The following is a 25,836-nucleotide window of genomic DNA, read 5'->3' on the forward strand; positions in this document are numbered from 1 at the left end:
CGATAATAGCGATTTCCAATGTTAGGAAGAGGGAGAGGAACTTGAAAAAAACCTGGTGGAAAGAAGCCGTAGTCTATCAAATTTATCCACGGAGCTTTAATGATTCAAATGGGGATGGCATCGGGGATTTAAATGGCGTGACAGAAAAACTGGATTATTTAAACGACTTGGGCATCAGCATCATCTGGATTTGTCCAATGTATAAATCCCCAAATGTAGATAATGGGTATGATATCAGTGATTATCAGGCCATCATGGAAGAAATGGGAACAATGGAGGATTTTGAACGCCTGCTCGAGGAAGTCCATAAAAGAGGAATGCGGCTTATCATTGATCTGGTCATTAATCATACAAGTGACCAGCACCCGTGGTTTGTGGAATCGCGCTCTTCTAAAGACAGCACAAAACGCGATTGGTATGTCTGGCGGGACCAGCAAACCAATTGGGAATGTATTTTCGGGGGACCAGCATGGACTTTTGACCCGAAATCCAATCAATACTATCTCCATATCTTCACCAAAAACCAAGTGGATTTGAATTGGGAAAATGAAGATATGCGCAAAGCCGTCTATGAAATGATCCGCTGGTGGCTGGATAAAGGAGTTGATGGTTTCCGTGTAGATGCTATCAACCATATAAAGAAAGAATACAGCGATATGCCAAATCCTAAAAACCTTCCGTATGTTCCAGCTTGGGAAAAATTCACGGAAGTGGAAGGTCTGCAGGAAATGCTGGCAGAATTGAAAGAGAAAGCTTTTTCGGGTTATGATATTGTCACAGTTGGCGAAGCAAACAGCGTTAAATCACATGACATGGAACAATGGATCAGTGAGCATGAGGGAAAATTCAATATGATTTTCCATCGAGAAGCCTTGGAAGCAGCCAGTGATGAAGTTAATGGCGGATTGGACGTAGAAGATTTAAGAGAAGTTCTGGACCGCTGGCAAAAAGCAGCCCACGGTGTCGCGTGGAACTCCCTGTACCTTGAAAACCATGACCGCCCAAGAACGGTTTCCATTTGGGGGAATGATCGGGATTATTGGTTTGAAAGCGCAACGGCATTGGGATGCATGTACTTTTTCATGCAGGGCACGCCATTCATCTATCAAGGGCAGGAAATCGGGATGACCAATGCGCCGTTTGATGATATTGATATGTACAATGACATTGAAACCAAAAATATGTACCGGTACAACCGCAAAGAAGGCGTTCCCCATGAAGATTTGATGAAAATCATCAAAACAATCAGCCGGGACCATGCCCGTACGCCGATGCAATGGAACAGCAGGAAATACGGTGGCTTCTCAACTGCCGAACCATGGCTGGCAGTAAACCCAAATTATAAATGGCTGAATGTAGAAGCTCAGAAAGACGACCCGAAATCCATTTGGTCTTATTATAAAAAGATGATTCACCTGCGGCAAAACTGGGATGTGCTGGTCTACGGAACGACCAATTTGACGGATTCCGGTTGCCCCGATGTCTATGCTTATGTACGGGAAGACCGCTATACCAAAATGCTGATTGCTTCCAATTTAAGCGAACGCCCTTGCACATGGAATACGCCGTATGATGCTGAACTTCTTCTGACCAATTACGAAAAACGGGTTAAAGGGGTGCTTCAACCTTATGAAGCATGCATCTATTTTATGAAAAAAGAAATTTATGGATAGCATAGCAGGTAAATTAAGCCTCCTCATTGTTTTACTTAACAATGAGGAGGTTTTTGATGTGGAAAATAAATAGGTACAAATGTATGAGTATATAAGCTCATAATCGTTTTATGGCCGGAATTTTCTTGAGAATTTCCCAATTACGGAAAAGCAGATGTTCTGCTAACGTAAGTGTATGGCAGGTTCACCAACCGGGATTACGTTAAGGTGCGGGACGCCGCTCCTGGATCCTAACAGCCATATACCATATTGGAAAAGGGGATTGAACGATGAAGAAATCAGCAAAATTCATTACGACGGCAATGTTGGCAGCTACTTTGCTAATACCGGCAATGGGCGTCAGCGCCAACGGGGAATCCACTGAAAAAGCGAACGGCAATGAGAAATTCCGTGTACTCGTCGATTCGGCGAATCAACAGGACCTGAAAAATGCTAAAAACCAATACGGGGTCCAATGGGATTTTAAAGGTGAAGGATTCACCACCAATATGAACGCAAAGCAATATGAGGCTCTCCAGAAAAACAAAAACATAAAAGTAGAAAAAGTTCCTGAATACAGCATTGAAGCGACATCTTCTGAACCGCTTGCTAAATATTCAACAATGGCTGCTTCTCAAGCAACACCATGGGGCATCAAAGCAATCTACAACAACTCAAGCCTGGCCAAGACATCAGGTGGTGCGGGCATCAATATCGCCGTTCTGGATACGGGAGTTAACGTCAACCATCCTGATCTGTCGGGCAATGTTGAACAATGTAAAGACTTTACTCTCAGCGCGAGCATCACAAACGGCACCTGTACCGATCGTCAGGGGCATGGTACACACGTAGCCGGTTCGGCTCTTGCGAATGGCAATGGAGGATTATATGGAGTTGCTCCTCAATCCGATCTTTGGGCTTATAAGGTATTAGGCGACGATGGGTCAGGTTCTTCCGATGATATCGCTGCAGCGATTCGCCACGTTGCAGACCAGGCCACTGCTTTAAAAACAAAAGTAGTCATCAATATGTCTTTAGGATCTTCTGCGGAAAGCAGCTTGATTTCAAACGCAGTCAACTATGCATATAACAAAGGGGTATTGATCATTGCAGCAGCCGGTAACTCAGGTCCTGCACAAGGGTCAATCGGCTTCCCGGGCGCATTGCCGAATGCCGTAGCAGTTGCGGCACTTGAGAACGTTATCCAGAACGGCACATACCGTGTAGCGGATTTCTCTTCACGCGGCTATAGCTCTACAGATGGCGATTACTCCATCGGCAAATACGATGTTGAAGTCTCAGCTCCTGGAGCAGCGGTATACTCTGCTTGGTATACAGGCGGCTATGCAACAATCAGCGGAACTTCAATGGCTTCGCCGCATGCAGCAGGCCTTGCAGCAAAAATTTGGGCAACAACTCCAAATTCTTCAAACGTCCAAATTCGTACAAACCTGCAAAATCGTGCAAAAGCATATGACATCCTTTCTGGATCAGGTGCTGGCGTTGGCGATGATTATGCATCAGGCTTTGGTTTCTCACGTGTACAATAAGCAGTTACAACTTTAAATGCCAAACAATCCCTTCAAAAATGTAGGGATTGTTTTTTTATGGTATATTTCTTTTAATCTGTAAAAAAGGGTGAAATTATGAACGTCGGCTCGATTATCAAATATTACCGCTCGAAAAACAATTTAACGCAATCTCAATTGGCAGATGGCATCTGTTCGATTTCTCATTTGAGCAAAATCGAATCCAATGCTTATTTGCCGCACGAATCCACTATCAAGGCATTGTTGTTGAAAATGGGCGTCCAATTGAACAAAGAACTGGAAAAGCATAAGCGGCTGGAAAAACTGCTCGGGAGATTTGTTGACTGCTCTCTTCATTACGATCTTGAAACCATGCGCAATTTGTACCAGCAGCTTGAAGTGGAAAATGATTATATACAATCCACCGGGTTGGTGAACCAGTACGAATTGTATAAATTCCGTTTTTATATTTATGACAATGACAGAGTCAAGGCAGAGCGGCAAAAAAAGCTGCTGGAGCGCATGAAAGCCTCTTTCTTGGCAGCAGAGCTTTGGGTACATCAGTTTTTTCAATCGCTGTACTTCTCGATGTTGGGAGACAACAGCCGTTCGCTCGAATTCCTAAACAACCTGGATTCGGGGATCCAAAGCATTCCTCAAAAGTTTGAAGGAGAATTTTATTATCAGAAGGCACGCATGCTGGTGCTGGCTGACCGCTATGAGTTGTCTGCGCATTACGCAGAACTGGCGGTACGATTTTTCCAGCTTCACCATAATTACATCCGGCTCCTGCATGCGCAAATGCTGTTGGCCATCAATTATACCCGGAGAAACTTGCTGGTACAGGCAGAAAGCATTTACGAAGTGCTGATCCGCAATACTCATTTGACTAAGCAATTGGAATTGCACAATCAAACACTCTACAACTACACCGAACTGTTGAAAACTAAAGGTGAGCATGGGGAAGCGCTGGAAATTCTGCATGCATTAAAAGACAAAATCACTCCTGACAGCTATTTCTACAAAGCCGTATTGTTGAGCCTGTTGGAAGCGATGGTTGAAACAGGTCAGAATGCCGCCTTGCTGATCGAGGAACTGAAAGCGATCAGCAATCCATTAGAGGATAAATACTTTCATATTTATGCCAATTACTTTGATAAAAGAAATTTTTCCCAACCAGATCTTTTGACCTATTCTGAGGAAAAAATGTTTCCATTTTTCAGAAAACATGGTTATATAAAGGAAACCAAAACTATTGCAGCTGAATTAGCAGCTTATTACCAAAAGCAAGAGGATTGGGAAAAAGCTTATTTTTACCAATCTTATCGGGAAGAGAATGGCGGTGAATTGAAATGATGAGAACAAAACTGTTTCTGCTATCAGCCCTGTCCACTGGTTTATTGGGTGTGATGGTCATCGGCGGTCCAAATATCCTGCCGCCAATTTAATCGATTCAATAAATAGCAGCTCAACTTTGAGCATTTTTCAGGCTACAGGCAAACTCATTCTAACTGAGTTTGCCTGTAGCTATTTTCATGGGAAAGCTCCCGCTGCCAGGAAGCATGGTGGTTTCTGTAACCAGCGATATCGTATGATGGAGGTAAGAAAGGGGAGAGGCATGTGTATAGCAAGAAGCAATATGTCTTTGACAATGAAAAGCCGGTGAAGGCAGAGATTCGTAATTATGGAAAGGCTGATTTTCCGGATTTGATTGCCGTTCAAAAGGAAAGTTTTCCGCCCCCATTCTCTTCAGATCTCTGGTGGAATGAACAACAATTAGCGAGTCATGTAGCTCTGTATCCCGAAGGAGCACTGTGCATTGAAGTTGAAGGAGAAGTAGTGGGTTCGATGACGGCATTGTTGACGGATTTTGATCCTGCTTATCCGGAGCACACATGGCAAGAGGCGACGGACAACGGCTATATACAAAACCATAAGGCGGATGGTGCGACATTGTATATCGTTGATATCTGTGTTCATCCGAAATACCGGTCGTTGAAATTGGGGCAGCTTCTGATGCAGGCGATGTATGAGCGAGTGGTGCACGATGGGCTGGAACGTCTGCTTGGCGGGGGCAGAATGCCCGGATACCATAATTATTCTGACCGGTTTACAGCCGAACAGTACGCAGAACAAGTCATCGGCGGAAAGCTGAAAGATCCCGTGATTTCGTTTCTTCTGCGTTGTGGGAGAACGCCGGTAGCAGTGGTGTCCAATTATGTAGAAGACAAAGAATCTGCCGATTACGCATTGCTGATGGAGTGGAAAAATCCATTTCGCCAGTAAAACTGGGTAGCTATAAAAAACAAGCCATAGAAATTATGGCTTGTTTTTTTATAGCTATAGATTATAACGAAACGCTTGAACGACAATGCCGTCATCAAGAGGAGCAAAGTCAAGTTGAGGTACACGCTGGAATCCCATTTTTTCATAAAGTGCAATGGCGTTTTCCATAAAACTGCCGGTATGGAGACCCACGAACTTTTGCCGGCGAATTTTAGAAATATCGATGCAATGCTCGACTAAAGTTTTGCCGACGCCTCGGGAACGGAATTCTGCACTGACAGCCAACATGCGGATTTCAGGATATTCAATCTTTTGGGTATCCCATCCATATGCAATGGACTCAGCTGGAAACAGGGCCACACTGCCAGCAATGTGGCCATCAATTTCTGCGACGAATACTTCAACACCAGGATCCTGGTCGTTGGTGGAAGCTAAATTGGCTTTCAGCATTTCCCAATGTTCTAGTGTAAGGACTTCTTTATATGGCTGATAGTAAGACAATCGTTGTTCTTTCAATAAAAAAAATTCACTGCTTTTAGCTTGTCGGATCAACACATGATCATCTCCTTTAGCTTGCACTTCTGATTCTTTTAAATTGTTCGGGGAATAACGTGATTCCAAGTGTGTTCATAAAAACGCGGATTCACTAATGCTTCAGGCAGTGAATGAAACTATATTGCTTTCATAAAGTTATTGTAGACAAGGTAATTATAAAGAAATATATTGCATACAGCAAGAAAGAAATTTAGAAGCTATTGATGAAACCGCATACATGTGTAAGTTATTTGACGATTATAAAAATAATGAAATTATTATTTTTTTATTCGTTGAATTCTGACAAATGTGCTCTATAATAAATAGAAAAGAAAGGATAGGATAATTATGAAAAAAGATTTGCGCATCAACAGTAAGGTTTTTAGTGAAGGGGCAATGAAAGCACCGAACCGTGCCATGCTTCGTTCAGTGGGTGTAACAGATGAAGATTTCAAGAAACCGATGATTGGTGTCGCGAGCACATGGAGCGAAGTGACACCGTGTAATATACATATTGACGACTTGGCGATCAGTGCAAAAAAAGGTGCTAGAGAAGCTGGGGGTGTCCCATTCATATTTAATACGATTACAGTGTCTGACGGAATTTCCATGGGAACCGAAGGCATGAAATATTCTCTTTCAAGCCGCGATGTGATTGCCGATTCGATTGAAACTGTAGTAGGGGCGGAAAGTTTGGATGGTTTAGTGGCCATCGGCGGATGTGATAAGAACATTCCGGGTTGCTTGATCGCCATTGCCAATTCAGAGGTTCCAGCTGTTTTTGTGTACGGTGGTACGATTGCGCCTGGACGCCACAATGGGCAGGATATCGACATTGTTTCGGTATTTGAGGGTGTCGGCCAGCATAATAATGGAGACATCAACGATGACACGCTTCGCAATATTGAATGCGGTGCTTGTCCAGGAGCAGGATCATGCGGCGGCATGTATACTGCAAATACTATGGCATCTGCGGCTGAAGCGATGGGCATGAGTTTGCCAGGGAGCGCTTCGAATCCGGCAGTATCTGCTGAAAAGCTGGCAGATTGTGAAAAAGCTGGAGCAGCAGTACATAACTTGCTTGAACTGGGAGTTTATCCGAAAGACATTATGACGAAAGAAGCGTTCGAGAACGCCATCACCGTTGTTATGGCGCTTGGCGGTTCAACAAATGCTATCTTGCACTTACTGGCTATTGCGCATGCTGCGGAAGTTGATTTGACAATCGACGATTTCAACCGCCTGCAGAAGACGGTTCCGCATTTGGCCGATTTGAAGCCGAGCGGCAAATACGTCATGCAGGACTTGCACGAGGTCGGCGGAGTTCAGGCAGTCATGAAAATGCTGCTTGAAGCAGGCTATATTCATGGGGATTGCATGACGGTCACAGGCAAAACAGTGGCTGAAAATCTGCAGGAGTCGCCTGGATTGCAGGAAGGGCAAAAAGTCATCATGCCTTTCGATAATCCGAAACGTAAAGATGGTCCACTGATCGTCCTGAAAGGAAATCTTTCGCCGAACGGCGCAGTAGCGAAAGTGTCCGGCGTAAAAGTGAAACGCCACACAGGTCCTGCTCGCGTTTATAATAACGAAAAAGAAGCAACGGCAGCCGTTATGGCCAATGAAATCAACGATGGAGACGTATTGGTCATCCGCTATGTAGGACCAAAAGGTGGTCCGGGAATGCCGGAAATGCTATCGGTATCTGCAATTCTGGTTGGTAAAGGCATGGGCGCATCCGTCGCTTTGCTGACTGATGGGCGTTTTTCAGGGGGAACCCATGGCCTTGTCGTTGGACATATTGCACCTGAGGCACAAGTTGGCGGGCCGATCGCCTTTTTACAGGAAGGCGATCTGGTGACAATCGATTCGGAGTTGCAGGAAATTTCCATGGATGTTTCCGAAGCAGAACTGGAAGAGCGACGTAAACAATGGGTAGCGCCACCGCTTCATAAAAAAGGCGTTCTTGGAAAATATGCACATAACGTGTCATGTTCTTCAAAAGGAGCAGTTACAGATTATTTGAATCGATAAGTTTACTCGGTGGGAGTTCACATTCCCGCTGAGTTATTCTGATCTAAATAGACGAAATATTGAATAAAATATTGTTTTGGAGCTGTGCTCTTATCATAGGCCTATCTTGCTTAATCTAATGATATTTCTGCTGGAAACTGAAGAAGTCAGCAGGATTATGAAATTGCTGATTACCAGTTAAATTAAAAAGCTCTATTCTGCAGGGGTTTATATTCCGCAGAAATGTAACGCACCATATGGACTTTCACGAGGAATGGATGCCCAACTTCCATAAGAGCATTCAATTCATCGGTAAAGCGCGATAAAAAAGGGGGAAGCAAAAGTATGGCAAAGAAGAAGTTCGGATTTATTTCGGTGATGATGGCCAGTGTTTTAGCATTAACGGCATGTGGAGGTTCCGATAGCAGTTCATCTTCAGAAGAAGGAAGCTCAGGAGAAACCTATGTCCTTCAAGCTGGACATTCGCTGCCAGATGACCACCCTTACCATATCGGCTTTTTAGAGATGGCTGAAGCGGTAGAAGAACGTACAGATGGCCAAGTGACAATTGAAGTGTTTGCGAACAGTGAGATTGGTGCGGAACGTGAGTTGACTGAAGGAATGGGACTGGGGACAGTCGATTTGGTGGTCTCTTCAACCGCACCAGTCACTAACTTTGTGCCGGAGTTGGGCGTATTGGATGTGCCATTCCTTTTTCAAGATCGTGAATCCGCAGTAGAGGTTCTCGAAGGCGACATTGGAGACGAGTTATTCGCCAAAATGGAGGAAAACGGCATTATCGGCTTATCATGGGGAGAAAATGGCTATCGCCACATCACCAATGCAGTACGTCCAGTTGAAACTCCTGAAGATTTGAAAGGCCTGAAGATTAGAACACAAGAAAATGAGATCCATCTAGCTGCTTTTGAAGCATTAGGTGCGCAACCGACACCGATGGCTTGGACTGAAGCGATTACAGCTTTGCAACAAGGGGTTGTTGATGCACAGGAAAATCCGGCAATTGTCGCAGATCAGTTCAGTCTTTACGATGCCAATCAGAAATATATGAGTTTAACAGGACATGTTTATTCCGTTGCCATCTATATGATGAGCCAGCAAACATACGACGAACTGCCTGAAGATTTGCGTGACATCGTTGTCGAAGAGGGGCAAAAAGCAGGAGCGAAAGAACGTGATTTGATTGTCGAAATGGAGAAGGAATCCATTCAGAACTTGAAAGATAACGGCGTGGAAATCATCGAAGACATCGACACTGCACCTTTCCAGGAAGCGGTTCAACCGGTTTATGAAACCATCGAGCACCAGGATCTGCTCAATGAAATTCTGGAAGCCCAATAACTGAACGAGGAAAACTTTTAACAGAAGTTTTCTTTATCTTTATTGTTCGTTAAAGCAAGGGGATATAAGGAAATCTGAAAAAGAGAGAATCCATTCTCTCTTTTTTCTATCGGGGGAAAGGCGATGAATAAATTAGTCGATTACATGAACTGGGGCATTAAGCACATATTGAACCTTTTGATGGCTTTGTTGGTCGTTGTGGTTTTTCTGCAGGTGATTTTCCGCTTTGCACTTGATTCACCGCTTGCCTGGACTGAAGAATTGGCACGTTACAGCTTGATTTGGCTGACTTTTTTAGGAGCAGCTTATGCAATGTCTTCAAAGGCGCACATCGGGATGGAATTTTTTGTGAATTTATTTAGCCTCTCTATCCGCAAAGCACTCTACATCATCGCGACATTTGCCAGTCTGCTTTTTTTCCTGTTGATGGTAATAGAAGGCTATGACTTGGCGATGCAAGGGATGTCACAATTATCGCCGGTGTTACGAATTCCTATGGGGATGATTTATATGGTCATTCCAGTGAGTGGTGCGATTTTAATTATCAATATGGCCTCGCAGTTTTCAAAAGACTTTAAAAGCGGGGGTGTCTGAAGATGGCATTGGTACTGTTTATCTTATTGATGGTGTTATTTTTAATAAATGTTCCAATTGCAGTAGCTCTTGGGCTTGCTTCTACTCTTGTCTTCTTTCTCGATGGCAATGTATCGTTGATTGTGATCATTCAACGGATGTTCAACTCTGTAGATTCATTCCCTTTGATGGCTATTCCCTTCTTTATTTTGGCAGGGAAATTGATGGAAAGCGGAGGGATCTCCCAGCGTTTGATTCATTTGGCCAATGTTATTTTCGGCCGTGTCAAAGGGGGACTAGGCATTGTCTCAATTGTCGCTTGTGCGTTTTTTGCGGCTATTTCAGGTTCGGCTGCTGCCACTACAGCAGCAGTCGGAGCATTGATGATTCCGGCAATGGTCAATAAAGGCTACGACAAAAGTTTTGCAACAGCAATCCAAGCTGCAGGGGGAACTATCGGCATTATGATTCCGCCGAGTGTGCCGCTCGTCCTTTATGGAGTAGCAGCCGGTGTTTCGGTGAGTGACTTATTTATCGCTGGAATTGTTCCTGGACTGTTCGTTATGGTGTCGCTCATTCTGTTGGTTTATTTGATCTCTTTGAAAGAAGGGTATGGCGGAGGCGAAAAATTCGGCTTCAAAGATTTCTTTAAAGCGTTTTTCGATGCTTTCTTGGCCTTGATGATGCCGGTCATCATATTAGGCGGGATTTATGGGGGGATCTTCACTCCGACGGAAGCAGCCGTTGTGGCAGTTGTCTACGGATTGATTGTCGGGATCTTTATCTACCGGGAAATCAAATTTAAAGACCTTATCCATATATTTTCTTCCTCCGTCGTGGTGACAGCGGTCATTATGTTCATCATTGCGGGAGCTTCCGTATTCGGCTATTACTTGACGCGGCAACGGATTCCAGCTGAATTGACCGAGCTGATGCTCGGGGTTACCGAGAATTGGATCATCGCTTTATTGATCATTAACTTGTTATTGCTGATCTGCGGCGTTTTCCTTGAAACTTCAGCTGCCATCATCATTTTAACGCCGATTCTCGTGCCGATCGCCAGTGCCCTGGGCATTGACTTGGTCCATTTCGGAATCATTATGATTGTCAACCTTGGAATTGGATTCATTACACCGCCAGTAGGCGTCAATTTATTTGTTGCAGCCAATATCGCAGGAACAAAATTCGAAAGTCTCTTGAAAGCGATTGTTCCGTTTATTCTGATCATGATTGTAGATGTCATTATAATTTCGTTTATTCCAGGGATCAGCTTATTCCTTCTTGGAGATTAACTAATTGGGGGAGAGTTTATGACAACGTATAAAATAGCGGTTCTTCCGGGGGATGGAATCGGACCGGATGTAACTGCCGAAGCTATCAAAGTGCTGGAAGCGCTGAAACAGCAGGATCCTGATTTTAAAATCGAATTTCGGCCATTCGAATGGGGCAGTGAGTATTATTTGGAACACGGTCGGATAATGCCGGAAGATGGGTTGGATCAATTGAAAAGTTTTGATGCCATTTTATTTGGAGCAGTGGGAGATAAGCGGGTGCCGGATGAAATCACCATTTGGGAATTGATTATGCCCATTCGGAAAAACTTTCAGCAATATGTCAATATGCGCCCCATCAGACGCTTGGCGGGTATTGAATCTCCTTTGAAAAATGAACAGCCCATTGATTTTATGGTATTTCGTGAAAATGCGGAAGGAGAGTATTCAAATATCGGGGGACGGCTTTATCAACAGCAGTCCCAAGAAATGGCCATTCAAAACACTGTCATTACGAAGCAAGGTGTAGAACGCATCGCTAAATATGCCTTTGAATATGCCAGAAAAAACAATAAATCAAAAGTGACAAGCGCCACGAAATCCAATGCCATTATCCATTCGATGAAGTTATGGGATGAAGTCGTGAAGGAAGTAGCAGAAGACTATGGCGAGATTGAACTCGAAAGCAATTTTATCGATGCGCTGGCAGCTTATTTCGTGATGCGTCCGGAATCGTTTGAGGTAGTGGTGGCGTCGAATCTATTCGGAGACATATTGACGGATCTTGGAGCTGCTTTAGTAGGGGGCTTAGGTGTTTCGCCGTCAGGCAACATCAATCCGGACCGGACATTTCCTTCCATGTTTGAAGCGATTCATGGATCAGCACCGGATATTGCTGGAAAAGGAATCGCTAATCCGATTGCACAAATTTGGTCAGCCGCTCTAATGCTGGATCATCTGGGACGGCCGGATCTATCCACGGCAATTGTCGATGCCATTGAACAAGTATTGCAAGAAGGCCGGGTACTGACGCCGGACTTAGGCGGAACTTCAACGACGCAGGAGCTTGGCTCGGCGATCGCGGAAAAGGTTCAACAGCTGATTGTTAAATAGAAGCGGAGGATATCAAATGAATGTAAATGAGAAAGTGGCGATTGTAACAGGCGCAGGAGGCGGAATGGGAAAAGTGGTTGTCGAACAATTTCTTGAACAAGGCGCAAAAGTGGCGGGAATCGATATTCAAACTGCCGGCCTAGCCGAACTGGAATCTCGATATCCTGAACAATTGCTGGTTATACAAGGAAATTTGGCAGACGAGGAAAGTGTCGAATCGGCTATAAAAAAAACAGCGGAAACTTTCGGTCAGATTGACGTATTGGCCAATGTCGCCGGCATTGCCCAAGCGGCAACAGATATCGAAAAAGTTTCATTGAAAGACTGGGAGCGTATCATGTCCATCAATTCGACAGCGGTCTTTTTAACTTCCCGAGCGGTTGTACCTTATATGAAACAGCAAAAAAACGGATCCATCATCAACATCGCATCGGTGTCCGTGGATCGGCCAAGACCAGGATTGAATGCATATGTAGCTTCTAAGGGAGCAACGATTTCTTTGACGAAAGCGCTGGCGATTGAATTGGCTCCGTATAACATACGGGTCAATGCCATCAATCCAGGGCCAGCCGATACTAAAATGCTGGGTGAATTCACCACAGCCGGCGGCAATGAAGGCGAAGCAAAAGAAAATATTTTCCGTAAAAGTGTGCCCCTCGGTGAATTGATTACACCTGAGGCTATTGCCAATTGTGTTCTATACTTAAGTTCTGATTTGGCGAAAATGATGACGGGCAGCGTAGTGAACGTTGATGGAGGACGCGGAATTTAATTGGAAAGAGGTGAAAAACGTGAAAAAACAACAGATGTATATCAATGGCCAGTGGCTGGACAGTGCCGAAGAGGAATATTTTGAAACAATAAATCCGGGTACCGGCGAAGTGCTGGCGCAAATTCCAAGAGGCAAAAAACAGGACGTGGACGCAGCGGTCCAAGCGGCACGCAACCGGTTTGAATCAGAGGAATGGCAATCCTTTCCACCGATTGAAAGAGGGAGGATTCTGCATAAAGTGGCTGACGCATTGAGGAGAGATGCGGAAGAAATCGCTTTGCTGGAGACCTTGGATACCGGAAAACCATTAACGCAGGCGCGTAAAGATGTAGAGGCATCGGCGCTGTATTTCGAGTACTATGCAGGAATGGCGGATAAAATTTTCGGGGAAACCATACCAGTTCAACCGGGGATTCTGGATTATACCTTGCGGGAGCCGATTGGCGTTACTGCCCATATCATTCCTTGGAATTATCCGCTGCAGATCATTTCCCGCTCAACGGCGGCTGCGATTGCAACCGGCAATACCGTTGTTGCCAAACCAGCGGAAGATACCCCGTTGACTGCCATTAAACTGGCGGAGATCTTTGATAAAACTGCTCTGCCGAAAGGCGTATTCAATTTGGTGACAGGTTATGGTTTTGAAGCAGGGTCGGCAATTTCCGAACATCCGGATGTTGACCACATTACCTTCACGGGTTCTGTCCAAACAGGATCGGCCGTCATGATGGGTGCGGCTAAAAATGTAAAGCCGGTGACGTTGGAGTTGGGCGGGAAATCACCGAACCTCATCTTCGAAGATTGTGATCAGGAAGAAGCGGTGGATTGGGTTGTGCGGTCCATCATTCAAAATGCGGGACAAACCTGTTCAGCGGGCTCACGTCTTCTGGTGCAGCAATCGATTAAGGATGAATTCCTGAAAAAAGTTGTAGCAAAAATGCAGGCGATCCAAATCGGAAAAGGAGTAGATGACCCTGACTTGGGCCCGATTTTAAATGAAAAACAATTCAACCGAATTCTGGAGTTCATGGATGTCGCCAATAAAGAAGGGGCAACTTTCCTAACAGGAGGACAGCGGCAGGAAACTGCCGGCCTTGAAAACGGCTACTTTTTCCAGCCGACCGTCATCGATGGCCTGGCTCCGAAAAGCTATGTCGCGCAGGAAGAGATTTTTGCGCCGGTGGTTGCTGCCTTTTCATTTGATACAGAGCAGCAGGCGATTGATCTGGCTAATGGCACAGACTATGGATTGGTAACAGGAATTTGGACAAAAGATGGAGCGCGGGCCCATCGTATAGCCAGCAAAATTCGTGCAGGCCAGGTGTTCATCAATAATTACGGTGCAGGCGGCGGGGTTCAAATGCCATTTGGCGGCTATAAGAAAAGTGGATTTGGCCGTGAAAAAGGGCTCGAAGCTTTGCGCAATTACACCATCTTGAAAAATGTAGCGCTGAAGTACTAACGCATGGAATTGGAAAAGGGATGCCCTCTGTGTAGAGGACATCCCTTTGTTTGTTTAAGGTAACTATAATTTATTTTGACTCAATTTTTCAACCCGTGTTATCGGGGAATCATTTCCATTGAAAGTGTTACTTCCAGTACCGCGGTCATTGTTCCACTGGTTGCTTTCTAACTTAAGCAACGTAAACCCTACCTTCTTTTACGTCCTTGCGATCCTTAAATCGCGCCAGTGTGAATAAGTATTCTCAAAAACTTCTATAGTAGAATGCCAGATTATCAAAATTTACCAGTTACCTTTGTGTTAACTAGTTCAGTATCTCACATTTATTCATGGGTGTCAAAGAGTTAGTCTGCAGGATGCTTACCAAAACTGTATAACACGAAATCGATTGCCTTTTGGTCATATGCCCTCAAACCAATTAAAAAGCAGGCAAATAGCTTTTATTTATTGTCACACCAGTATTGGTGTATAATTGTAGGCATTACGGATGCGGAAGAAGGAGATTCTTATGGATAAGCATTATACGGATGACAGTTTGGCGCTACATACAGATTTATATCAAATCAATATGTCGGAAGCTTATTGGGCAGATGGCATGCACAATCGGAAAGCGGTATTTGAATTGTTTTTCCGCAAATTGCCGTTTGGCAATGGCTATGCACTTTTTGCTGGGTTGGAACGTGTGCTGGATTATTTAAAGAACTTCAAGTTTACAGAAAGTGATTTGAAATATTTACACGAAGAGCTGGGCTATAAAGAAGATTTTATTGCGTATTTACGTACCATTCGATTTACGGGTACTGTTTATTCGGTTGTTGAAGGTGAATTGGTTTTCCAAAACGAAGCGTTGATTCGTGTGGAAGCTCCGCTTGTCGAAGCGCAGTTGATCGAAACGGCCTTATTAAACATCGTCAATTACCAAACTTTGATTGCGACGAAAGCGAGTCGCATCAAGCAAATTGTGAAAAAAGAAAAGGTAATGGAATTTGGAACAAGACGCGCACAGGAAATGGACGCGGCTATTTGGGGAACGCGTGCAGCTTACATTGGCGGTCTTGAAGCGACCAGTAATGTACGTGCAGGGAAAAAATTCGGAATTCCGGTAGCAGGAACGCATGCCCATTCAATGGTGCAGGCTTACAAAGATGAATACGAAGCATTCCATGCATACGCAAAGCGACATAAAAACTGCGTCTTTTTAGTCGATACATACGATACCTTGAAATCAGGCCTGCCCATTGCCATAAAAGTGGCACAGGAACTTGGCGACCAGATCAACTTCCAGGGAATTCGCCTGGACAGTGGAGATATTGCTTTCTTATCTAAAGAGGCAAGAAAAATGTTGGATGCGGCCGGTTTCCCTGACGCTGAAGTCGTAGTATCCAATGATTTGGATGAATACACAATACTGAACTTGAAAGCGCAAGGCGCACGTGTTGATGCATGGGGAATTGGGACAAAGCTGATCACTGCTTATGACCAGCCGGCTCTGGGCGCTGTTTATAAACTTGTGGCTATTGAAAATGAAAACGGCGAAATGGAAGATACCATTAAAATTTCGGGAACTGCAGAAAAAGTTACTACACCCGGATTGAAAAACGTTTACCGAATCATAGATAGGGAAAATGGGAAATCAGAAGGTGATTACATTGCCATGCAAGATGAAGATCCTGCTTCTGAGGAGCGCTTGAAAATGTTCCATCCAGTCCATACATTTGTCTCGAAATTTGTAACGAATTTCGATGCAGTCAACATTCATCAGAAAGTCATTGAAAATGGTGAAGTTATCTATGACAATCCAAGCCTTAAGGAAATGCAGCTCTACGGGATTCAAAACATGGAACTGTTATGGGATGAATACAAGCGCTCATTGAACCCTGAGGAATATCCAGTAGATCTCAGCCAGAAATGTTGGGACAATAAGATGAAGAACATTCAAGAGGTTCGGCAGGCGGTTCATGACTATATCGGAGACTGAGGAGGAGTCAAATGTCTACTTTACAGCAGCAAATCATTGAAGAGCTGAAAGTTCAGCCTTCCATTCAAGCAAAAGAAGAAATCGAGCGTACCGTTTCATTTTTGAAAGAATACCTGAAGCACCATTCGTTTTTAAAAGGATATGTATTGGGGATTTCTGGTGGACAAGATTCTACATTAGTTGGAAAGATGGCTCAGATGGCTGTCGATCAGTTGAATGAAGAAACAGGAGATAATACGTACGGATTTTACGCAGTGCGATTGCCGTACGGCGTCCAATTCGATGAACACGATGCGAAAGATGCGCTGGAATTTATTCAGCCGACGAAAGTGTACACCATTAATATCAAAGAAGCTGTTGATGCCAGTGACCGCGCGTTGGAAGCGGCCGGTATTGAATTGACCGATTTTATTAAAGGCAACGAAAAAGCGCGTGAACGGATGAAAGCCCAATATTCAGTAGCGGCGATGCATAATGCAGTTGTATTGGGAACTGATCATGCAGCGGAAGCCATCACTGGATTTTACACGAAATTCGGAGATGGCGCTGCTGACGTGACGCCGTTAGTCCGTCTAAATAAACGTCAAGGGCGGGCAATGCTGAAGGAACTCGGTTCTCCGGAACACCTGTACACGAAAATCCCGACTGCGGATCTGGAGGAAGACAAACCCGCAATTCCAGATGAAGTGGCTCTTGGATTAACCTACGACATGATCGATGATTATTTGGAAGGCAAAAAGATCCCAACAGATGCTCAGGAAAAATTGGAAGGTTATTATTTGAGAACGCAGCATAAACGTCATTTGCCGATTACAATATTTGATGATTTTTGGAAAAAGTGAAGAACAGCAGGGATCCTTTGGGAGTCCCTGCTTTTTCTTTGGGAAAAAGGTCCGATGAAACAATCCGTGTAGTTGAGTTCTTGTCCATTATTCGTTATGATTACGATAAGATTGTGACAATTCAAACATTTTCTGATTTATATTGGGGGAACCATAGATGAACGCAAAAGAGCGATTGGAACAGGTAATTGATAATATCGAAAAAGTCATCATCGGCAAACGCAATATTGCTGAACTCAGCATTGTCGCGATGCTGTCGCATGGCCATGTCCTGCTTGAGGATGTTCCCGGTGTTGGAAAAACGATGTTGGTCCGTGCATTGGCAAAATCTGTAGGAGCAGATTTTAAGCGCATACAATTCACACCCGATCTTCTTCCATCGGACGTAATCGGTGTCTCCATTTATAACCCGAAAGACATGGAATTCCATTTTAGGCCCGGTCCAATTATGGGCAACATCATTTTAGCCGATGAAATCAACAGAACCTCCCCGAAAACACAATCTTCCCTACTCGAAGCGATGGAAGAAGCTTCTGTGACCATTGATGGTGTCACAATGCAGATTCCTAAACCATTCTTTGTCATGGCCACACAAAACCCTATCGAATATGAAGGGACCTATCCGTTGCCGGAAGCGCAGCTCGACCGCTTTTTGCTGAAAATCAAGATGGGGTATCCTACGCCTAAAGAAGAAATGGAAGTGTTGAACCGCGCGCAGTCTGCTGCTCCGATTGAAGAACTGACTTCCGTCATTTCGCTCAATGAATTGCTGGAACTGCAGGAACAGGTGAAGACGATCAAAGTGGACGAAACCATCCGCAGCTACATTGTTGATTTGTCCAGACAGACCCGTCAAGATTCCTATGTTTATTTGGGGGTAAGCCCGCGTGGATCCATCGCACTCATGAAAGCTTCCCAAGCCTATGCTTTATTGAAAGGACGAAATTACGTAACGCCTGATGATGTGCAATATTTGGCGAAGTTTGTTTTCGGCCATCGCATCATGCTGCGGTCGGAAGCCCGTTATGATGGAATAACCGCCGAAGAAATTACTGAACGTATTTTAGCGAAAACCCGTGTGCCTGTCCAAAGGCTTGTTGGCCAATGAATCGGTTGAAAAAAATTACGGGTCTTTCAGGCCGGCTGATTCTTGTGGTGTTCTTTCTTTTCCTTACTTTTTCTTTTGCCATGTTTCAAGGAGGATTTGTCAGCTGGTTCATTTTTTATATGGCGCTGCCATTTATTGTGTATTCAATTTTGCTTACTTTCTATCCTTTGCAGGACGTTGAAGCCAATCGGGAAATACATACTGCCCAGGTTAGACAAGGGGGGGATTTTTCCGCCACTACCACGATTTACCGAAAGTACCCTTTCCCTTTGCTTTATACAGTGGTAAGCGAACAAACCAATTCGCCTTCCTTGAATAAGAGGTTGGCTGGCCAACAGCAAAAAATGATTGTCCCTGGATTTCGGAAAAAGGTTTCCTGGACATATGCTGTGGAGCAGATGCCGAGAGGTGAGCATGTGTTGGAGGGTGTTCATCTGGAAATTGCTGATTTTTTTGGGTGGGTGAAAAAAAGCCGCCTTTTGCCGATTCAACAAACGGTGCTAGTGTATCCAAATACTGTAGAAATCGCTTATCGTCCCATGGAATCCCGTTATGATCAAGGATCGACGGCTGCTCCTTTTACGCTGGTAAAAGATACCACCATGGCAAGCGGAATCCGTGATTATCAGCCAGGGGACCGAGTGTCCTGGATTCATTGGAAATCATACGCGCGTACCCAAACTTTGCGGACGAAAGAATTCGAAGACCGCCAGTCGCAGGACTTATTTTTGCTGGATGACCGCAGAAATTCAGAAAAATTCGAGTCGCAGGTGGAGCTTGTGGCATCAATCCTGCAGTCAATCGTCCGCGCCAATTCGAGCGTCGCGTATCTATCGGTCGGACACACTCGAAATTATTTCCCGATTATCCAAACCGAAGAGCATTTGCAGCGGGTCATGTATCATTTAGCCAAAGTACAAGATGACTTGGATAAGCCGGCAGAACAGGCCATTGGCCGCGAGCTTCAGCGGATGAATACATCAAGTTTGCTCTACGTGACCAGCGAATTGTCGGTAGATATGGTTCAGGCCATCCGAAAAAATGCGAAAAGCCTCAGCAATTGTACCTGTCTGGTCATCGCCAATAAAGGTGAACCTTTAAGTAAAAAAGATGAAGACGTGCACCAGTTTGCCCGCTCGAAAGGATTTATTGTCAGGCGTGTGAGTCCAGAGAACTTTGCAGCGGTGTTTACGGAGGTGAGCAGACAATGACTTCCATAAGAAAAAACAAACTGTTCATGGCTGTTTTGTATGTGCTGGTTTTTCTGATGCTTGCCGAATGGCTGACGCCCGTCATTGTGCTGACTGAAACGGGCCATAAAGCATTGTTTCTGTTTTTCATCGCTGTCGGTTTATTAATGGCTTTCTTGAGAGCGCCTTGGTGGTTTTCAGGACCCATCAAGATTCTCTATATTCTCTGGTTCATTGTCTACGTCTATACAGGGGATTTGTTCTTTACCGGCGAAGCCATTTCATTTCTCCGAACGGATTTCAGTGTTAATTTTACTGCTCTGATGTCTCAAAATTGGGCACAGACAACGGATGTTTTCCGTACGGTATTATTTTTCACTTTATTATGGATGGCTATTTATTTGATTCATTACTGGGTAAGTTTCAGATTAAGCATCTTTTTATTTTACTTGCTGACGGTCATTTTCATAGCAGTCCTGGATACGTTCAGCCCTTATTCCGGAGACGCGGCAATTGTCCGCATCATGGTGATTGGCCTGCTTTTAGCCGGATTATTGCATTTGGCCCGTTGGATGGAAGGGCACCGCATTCTGGAGCGGACAGATAAATTGGCCGCCTTTGCCGTGCCCCTGGTTTTATTGGTGGCAGTATCGACGGCTTTAGCCTTGTACCTGCCTAAAGCCGGACCGATTTGGCCTGATCCTGTGCCGTTTTTCACTTCATTCTCCGGACAAGGAGGTGCGGGGATGGGTGGCAATGTCGGCCGTATCGGATACGGAGTCGATGATTCGCGTCTCGGTGGATCCTTTATTGGTGACGATACTGTGGCTTTTCATGCAGAGGTATCAGAAGGGCAGTACTGGAAAGTCGAGTCGAAAGATGTGTACACGACAAAAGGATGGGAATTAACCGAAAACGTAGATGAGTCCATCTTCTATGGCAATGACGAAACGGTTGATACCGGCTTTGATCCGGCTGAAGAAGAAATGGATTTGGCTATCTTGTCGATGGAGCAAGATTTTCCGTTTGTTCTTTATCCTTATGGGACTGCTTCTTTTTTCATGGAAGAATCACCGGATTATCAATACAGCCCGGCAGATCAACGATTTGAAACCTATCAAAATGGACGGGAATTCGAGCCTGAAGTTTATGAAATAGCTTTCAATGAGCCCAGTTATAGCTTAACTGCATTACGGGAAACGAGCGATGAAGATTTAGCGGAGCTGTCGGGCGATTTCGACCGTTTCCTGCAATTGCCCGATGAACTGCCGGAACGCGTCAGAGATCTGGCTGCTGAAATTACGGCAGGGGCAGAAACTGTCTATGATAAAACACGTGCTGTAGAACGTTATTTCAGTATCTCCGGATTTGAATACAGTCAATCCGATATTCCTGTACCTGAAGCTGATCAGGATTATGTAGATCAGTTCCTATTTGAAACCAAAAGAGGGTATTGCGATAATTTTTCCAGTTCCATGGTAGTGATGCTGCGTTCTTTGAATATTCCTGCCCGTTGGGTCAAAGGCTTCAATGAAGGAGAACTGATCGGTACCACTGGCGAGATTGATACGTATCAAGTGACGAACAATAATGCCCATTCTTGGGTAGAGGCCTATATGCCTGGGGTCGGGTGGATGCTGTTCGAACCAACTATCGGCTTTACTGGCGCTGCTTCCATCGATTTCGATTTAGAGCTGGATGCGGAAGATCCGGTACAGCCTGAACCAGAAGAACTTCCCCTTGAAGATAATCCTCAAACAGCTGAGGAAGAAGAAACGGCTGTTGCAGCCGGTCCTTCATTTGGAGATCGCGTTGCAGATTTCATTTCAAAAAATCGCGGGAAATTGATTTGGGGATTGCTTGGAGTGAGTGTTGCTGCATCCGTTCTCTTTAAAATTCGTCGTAAATGGATGCCCAAGCTACTGGTTTCCTATTACCGGAAAAGCGGCGGTGGGAGTGGGCAATTTGAAAAAGCGTATTTGCGGCTTTTGAAGCAATTGGATTTGTATGGCATCCATAGAAATCCGGGCCAAACCTTGAAATCCTATGCCGCATACATTGATTCGTTTTTTGGGACACGGGAAATGACTGAGCTGACCGAAGCATATGAACGTGCAGTTTATGGAGACAATGCTGAATCTGTTGACTGGCTTGAGTTAAGGGAAAGTTGGGAAAATTTAATCAATCGGACAAGCGGTTGATTTTACAGCATGTAGCTTGTACAATTGAGAAAATTAAAGATTACAGGTGCCCTCATATATGTCCGGTGATATGGATCGGATGTCTCTACCAAGTCCCCGGAAATGACTTGACTATGAAGGTGGATGACGCATGCTTTTTGACATGTGCATTCGCCTTTTTGATGTAGAGCAGAAGAACGCGAGGTCCAATTTTCGCGTTCTTTTGCTATTTTGAGACCTGAATTGAATAGAAGAGGTGAAGGTTTTGCCAGTTAGTCCAATGTTGAAAGAACAGAAAAAAATCGTCGTTTTGGATTTCGGAAGTCAATACAATCAGTTGATCACTCGCCGCATCCGTGAAATTGGTGTTTATAGTGAGCTGCATCCACATACTGTCACAGCTGAAGAAATCAAAGATATGAACGCTACGGGGATCATTTTCTCTGGCGGCCCGAATTCTGTTTACGATAAAAACGCTTTTTCTATCGATGAAGCGATTTTTGAAATGGGCTTGCCGATTTTGGGGATTTGCTATGGCATGCAGCTGATGGCGTTGCACTTGAAAGGAAATGTGGAGAAATCCCAAAACCGCGAGTACGGTAAAGCAGAGCTTAAGTTGACGAAAGAGAGCAAGATTTTCAAAGACCTTCCGGAAGAGCAGATTGTCTGGATGAGCCACGGTGACTTGGTCACTGCTGCACCTCCGGGATTTGATGTGATTGGAACAAGTGCTGGCTGTCCGATCGCTTCAATGGCTGACGAAAGCCGCGGATTCTACGGTGTTCAATTTCACCCGGAAGTGCGTCACTCGATTTATGGAAACGATCTTCTGCGCAAGTTCGTCTACGACGTTTGTGGCATGACTGATGACTGGTCGATGGAAAATTACATCGATTTGGAAATTGAAAAGATTCGTGAAGAAGTCGGCGACAAAAAAGTTCTTTGCGCACTTAGTGGTGGAGTAGATTCATCCGTAGTGGCTGTGTTGATTCATAAAGCGATTGGTGATCAATTGACGTGCATGTTCGTGGATCACGGTTTACTTCGCAAAGGAGAAGCCGAGAGCGTTATGAAAACTTTTGCTGACGGATTCAACATGAACGTCATCAAAATCGATGCACGCGACCGCTTCATGAAAAAACTTGAAGGCGTTACGGATCCAGAGAAAAAACGCAAAATTATCGGCAATGAATTTATCTATGTCTTTGATGACGAAGCTTCGAAGTTGGAAGGCATGGATTTCCTTGCACAAGGAACTTTGTACACCGATATCATCGAAAGTGGAACAACAACTGCACAAACCATCAAATCTCACCACAACGTAGGCGGATTGCCTGATGACATGCAGTTTAAATTGATCGAGCCATTGAATACATTATTCAAAGATGAAGTACGTGTTCTAGGGACAGAGCTCGGCATGCCGGACGAAATTGTTTGGCGCCAGCCATTCCCAGGTCCTGGCCTAGGCATCCGCATCATGGGGGCTGTCACTGAAGAAAAATTGGAGATTGTCCGTGAATCCGATTGGATTTTACGCGATGAAATCAGCAAAGCTGGTCTCGATCGTGATATTTGGCAATACTTTACTGTGTTGCCGGATCTGCGCAGTGTAGGTGTTATGGGCGATGCCCGGACGTACGATTACGCTATCGGTATCCGTGCAGTCACATCAATTGACGGAATGACTTCTGACTGGGCACGCATCCCTTGGGAAGTGCTTGAGAAAATCAGTGTCCGATTGGTCAACGAAGTCGACCACATCAACCGTGTACTGTATGACATTACGAGCAAGCCACCTGCAACTATTGAATGGGAATAAACTACAAAGGATGTCAGCTAACTAAGCTGGCATCCTTTTTTTACGAACTTTATTTGCATATTTTATATAAATGTTCGTGTTTAATCTTGTTAATTTATTTTATACATGATATATTACAAATGAAATTAAATAAGCTTGTCGTATAATGTCGGGGATATGGCCCGAAAGTTTCTACCGAGTTACCGTAAATGACTCGACTACGATTTTAATCCGCTCAAGTGAAGAGTAGGGTGCCTTTCAGTTTTCAAGTGAAAGGATAAATCGAACGCATACGGCAATCTGCTGTATGCGTTTTTCTTTTGTAGAATTTATACGCAGGCATTCGGAGGAATCAGAATGAAAAAGTATTTTCAGTTTGAAGAACTGGGGACGAATTACCGCCGCGAAATTATCGGAGGTTTAACAACATTTTTAGCGATGGCTTATATACTTGTCGTCAACCCGTTGACGTTAACGCTGGAATCAGTTCCGGATCTTGATGATGCTTTACGGATGGATTACGGCGCTGTCTTTATGGCGACAGCTTTGGCTGCAGCGATTGGTTGTCTGGTTATGGGGATCCTGGCAAAGTATCCAATTGCGCTTGCTCCAGGAATGGGTTTAAATGCATTCTTTGCTTATACGGTTATTCTGACTTATGGGATTCCATGGCAAACAGCTTTGACAGGCGTACTGTTTTCCGGTCTTATATTTATTCTCATTACGTTAACCGGTCTTCGCGAATTGATCATCAATGCTATCCCTGCTGAATTGAAATATGCGGTAGGTGCCGGCATTGGGCTTTACATTACATTTATCGGGTTTCAGAATGCGGGAATTATTGTGGGCAATCCCGATACCTTGGTCGGGCTCGGAGATCTTTCGGCTGGCTCAGCGTTGCTGGCGATCTTTGGTTTGGTGGTCACAGTCATTTTTATGGTCCGCGGCGTTCAAGGCGGAATCTTTTTTGGAATACTGATTGCAGCAATAGTTGGAATGATTTTCGGAGTCGTCAATTTGCCGAGCGCTATTGTAGATTTCAACGTACCGAGCATGGCGCCGACTTTTGGTGTAGCGCTTGAGCCGATTTTCAACGACTTCGGTTCATTGATGAACATTCAGTTCCTTGTAGTAGTATTGACTTTCCTCTTCGTCGATTTCTTTGATACAGCTGGCACATTAGTAGCTGTAGCCAATCAGGCAGGGTTAATGAAAGACAATAAACTGCCGAGAGCGGGCAAAGCGCTGATGGCTGATTCAATTGCTACAGTAAGTGGAGCAATTTTCGGAACGTCAACAACAACTTCCTATATTGAATCCACTTCAGGAGTTGCGGCTGGTGCCCGTTCAGGATTCGCCGCTGTTGTTACTGGCCTGCTTTTCCTGGTTTCGATTTTCTTTTACCCACTGCTTGAAGTGATCACAAGTGCAGTCACAGCACCAGCATTAATCATTGTAGGTGTATTGATGGTTTCGGCTTTAGGGAAAATAGATTGGACGAGATTTGAAATTGCCGTTCCAGCGTTTCTGACGATGATTGCTATGCCTCTTGGTTATAGTATTGCCACAGGGATCGCAATCGGTTTTATCTTCTACCCGATTACGATGATTGTAGCTGGGAAAGGGAAGCAAGTTCATCCTATTATGTATGGGTTGTTTGTGATTTTCATTCTCTATTTCATTTTCATAGCGTAAGCAAAAAAAGTCTGCCGGTTTTAACGGCAGGCTTTTTCTTTTTAAGTTGACTGAATTTCTGAGCTTTCTACTATATAGAAGGAGCTTTAAATCTATTGAGGTTTTAATTGAGGAAAGTTTATTGGAAAATAGGTTTGAAGACTTAGAAGCTGAAGATTTTAGAGGGCTTTCTATAGAAGGAATTTCAATTGCGGACCAGCTGTGGGAAGCTATTGAAAGTTAGGGGGAAGATTGAATGTAAAGAGTGGATTTCCTTTCAAATTTGTAACGTTTTTGTAATCTTTTTATTAAGAATTTTCTGTTATAATAAAGTTGTGCGAAAATCTATTTTATAGTGTTGACTCTTAAATGCAAGCATGGTATATTAATTGAGTCGCAAGTGAGCGCGACAAACTGAACCTTGAAAACTGAACAGCAAAACGTCAACATACAGCAACGGCCGTTGAACGCGGCCCGCGCAAAACTTACTGATCAGCTCAAG

The 25,836-nt window shown here is 44.4% G+C and carries 19 protein-coding genes and 2 riboswitches; of the genes, 18 read left to right on the forward strand and 1 reads right to left on the reverse strand.

Translation table 11 applies throughout. The annotated features are described in order from the left end of the window. The first annotated feature begins 41 nt into the window (after positions 1–41). From QMA04_RS11040 to QMA04_RS11055, 4 genes are all read left to right on the forward strand, one after another. The gene (locus QMA04_RS11040; protein WP_290185764.1) at positions 42–1,673 is read left to right on the forward strand and encodes a glycoside hydrolase family 13 protein; all 1,632 of its coding nucleotides are present in this window, start codon (positions 42–44) and stop codon (positions 1,671–1,673) included. A gap of 269 nt (positions 1,674–1,942) precedes the next feature. Further along, positions 1,943–3,202 carry a S8 family peptidase gene (locus QMA04_RS11045; protein WP_290185766.1) on the forward strand — a complete coding sequence of 420 codons (1,260 nt, stop codon included), beginning with the start codon at positions 1,943–1,945 and terminating at the stop codon, positions 3,200–3,202. 96 nt (positions 3,203–3,298) lie between these two features. Beyond that, positions 3,299–4,537 (forward strand): helix-turn-helix domain-containing protein, encoded by a 1,239-nt coding sequence (locus QMA04_RS11050; protein WP_290185768.1) that lies wholly within the window; start codon positions 3,299–3,301, stop codon positions 4,535–4,537. A 264-nt stretch (positions 4,538–4,801) separates the two neighbouring features. Beyond that, positions 4,802–5,467, forward strand: a complete 666-nt coding sequence (locus tag QMA04_RS11055) for a GNAT family N-acetyltransferase (RefSeq protein ID WP_290185771.1) — start codon at positions 4,802–4,804, stop codon at positions 5,465–5,467. Between the two features lie 54 nt (positions 5,468–5,521). Here the strand turns inward: QMA04_RS11055 and QMA04_RS11060 are convergent, their stop codons facing one another. Next, positions 5,522–6,022, reverse strand: coding sequence for a GNAT family N-acetyltransferase (locus tag QMA04_RS11060; protein WP_290185773.1), 501 nt, complete (start codon positions 6,020–6,022; stop codon positions 5,522–5,524). A gap of 327 nt (positions 6,023–6,349) precedes the next feature. Between QMA04_RS11060 and ilvD the strand changes: the two genes are divergently transcribed. From ilvD to QMA04_RS11130, 14 genes are all read left to right on the forward strand, one after another. After that, positions 6,350–8,035, forward strand: coding sequence for a dihydroxy-acid dehydratase (gene ilvD, locus QMA04_RS11065; protein WP_290185775.1), 1,686 nt, complete (start codon positions 6,350–6,352; stop codon positions 8,033–8,035). 324 nt (positions 8,036–8,359) lie between these two features. Further along, on the forward strand, positions 8,360–9,373 hold the full coding sequence (locus QMA04_RS11070) for a TRAP transporter substrate-binding protein (protein WP_290185777.1): 1,014 nt from the start codon (positions 8,360–8,362) through the stop codon (positions 9,371–9,373). A gap of 123 nt (positions 9,374–9,496) precedes the next feature. Continuing rightward, entirely contained in the window at positions 9,497–9,967 is a 471-nt protein-coding gene (locus tag QMA04_RS11075; RefSeq protein WP_290185779.1) for a TRAP transporter small permease, read from the forward strand. A 2-nt stretch (positions 9,968–9,969) separates the two neighbouring features. After that, entirely contained in the window at positions 9,970–11,238 is a 1,269-nt protein-coding gene (locus QMA04_RS11080; RefSeq protein ID WP_191716089.1) for a TRAP transporter large permease, read from the forward strand. 18 nt (positions 11,239–11,256) lie between these two features. Beyond that, a complete protein-coding gene (locus QMA04_RS11085) occupies positions 11,257–12,330 on the forward strand; it encodes a tartrate dehydrogenase (RefSeq protein WP_290185780.1) in 1,074 nt (357 codons plus the stop codon). Between the two features lie 16 nt (positions 12,331–12,346). Beyond that, on the forward strand, positions 12,347–13,102 hold the full coding sequence (locus tag QMA04_RS11090; RefSeq protein ID WP_290185781.1) for an SDR family NAD(P)-dependent oxidoreductase: 756 nt from the start codon (positions 12,347–12,349) through the stop codon (positions 13,100–13,102). Between the two features lie 19 nt (positions 13,103–13,121). Beyond that, positions 13,122–14,564, forward strand: a complete 1,443-nt coding sequence (locus QMA04_RS11095) for an aldehyde dehydrogenase family protein (protein ID WP_290185782.1) — start codon at positions 13,122–13,124, stop codon at positions 14,562–14,564. 508 nt (positions 14,565–15,072) lie between these two features. Then, a complete protein-coding gene (locus QMA04_RS11100) occupies positions 15,073–16,542 on the forward strand; it encodes a nicotinate phosphoribosyltransferase (RefSeq protein WP_290185783.1) in 1,470 nt (489 codons plus the stop codon). An 11-nt stretch (positions 16,543–16,553) separates the two neighbouring features. After that, positions 16,554–17,384, forward strand: a complete 831-nt coding sequence (nadE, locus tag QMA04_RS11105) for an ammonia-dependent NAD(+) synthetase (protein WP_191716084.1) — start codon at positions 16,554–16,556, stop codon at positions 17,382–17,384. A gap of 157 nt (positions 17,385–17,541) precedes the next feature. After that, a complete protein-coding gene (locus tag QMA04_RS11110) occupies positions 17,542–18,492 on the forward strand; it encodes an AAA family ATPase (RefSeq protein WP_191716083.1) in 951 nt (316 codons plus the stop codon). Beyond that, complete coding sequence (locus QMA04_RS11115) at positions 18,489–19,703, forward strand: DUF58 domain-containing protein (protein WP_290185784.1); 1,215 nt, start codon at positions 18,489–18,491, stop codon at positions 19,701–19,703. Before QMA04_RS11110 ends, QMA04_RS11115 begins: the two co-directional genes overlap by 4 nt. Continuing rightward, positions 19,700–21,883 (forward strand): DUF4129 domain-containing transglutaminase family protein, encoded by a 2,184-nt coding sequence (locus tag QMA04_RS11120; protein WP_290185785.1) that lies wholly within the window; start codon positions 19,700–19,702, stop codon positions 21,881–21,883. Before QMA04_RS11115 ends, QMA04_RS11120 begins: the two co-directional genes overlap by 4 nt. 32 nt (positions 21,884–21,915) lie before the next feature. Beyond that, positions 21,916–22,017: riboswitch (purine riboswitch) on the forward strand. A 125-nt stretch (positions 22,018–22,142) separates the two neighbouring features. Next, a complete protein-coding gene (guaA, locus tag QMA04_RS11125) occupies positions 22,143–23,681 on the forward strand; it encodes a glutamine-hydrolyzing GMP synthase (protein ID WP_191716448.1) in 1,539 nt (512 codons plus the stop codon). A gap of 118 nt (positions 23,682–23,799) precedes the next feature. After that, positions 23,800–23,901: riboswitch (purine riboswitch) on the forward strand. 116 nt (positions 23,902–24,017) lie between these two features. Continuing rightward, positions 24,018–25,355: an NCS2 family permease gene (locus tag QMA04_RS11130; RefSeq protein WP_191716080.1), complete on the forward strand. Its 1,338-nt coding sequence runs from the start codon at positions 24,018–24,020 to the stop codon at positions 25,353–25,355. Positions 25,356–25,836: the final 481 nt, after the last annotated feature.

The sequence above is a fragment of the Planococcus sp. APC 3900 genome (assembly GCF_030407735.1).
GTDB classification, from domain to species: Bacteria; Bacillota; Bacilli; order Bacillales_A; family Planococcaceae; genus Planococcus; species Planococcus notacanthi.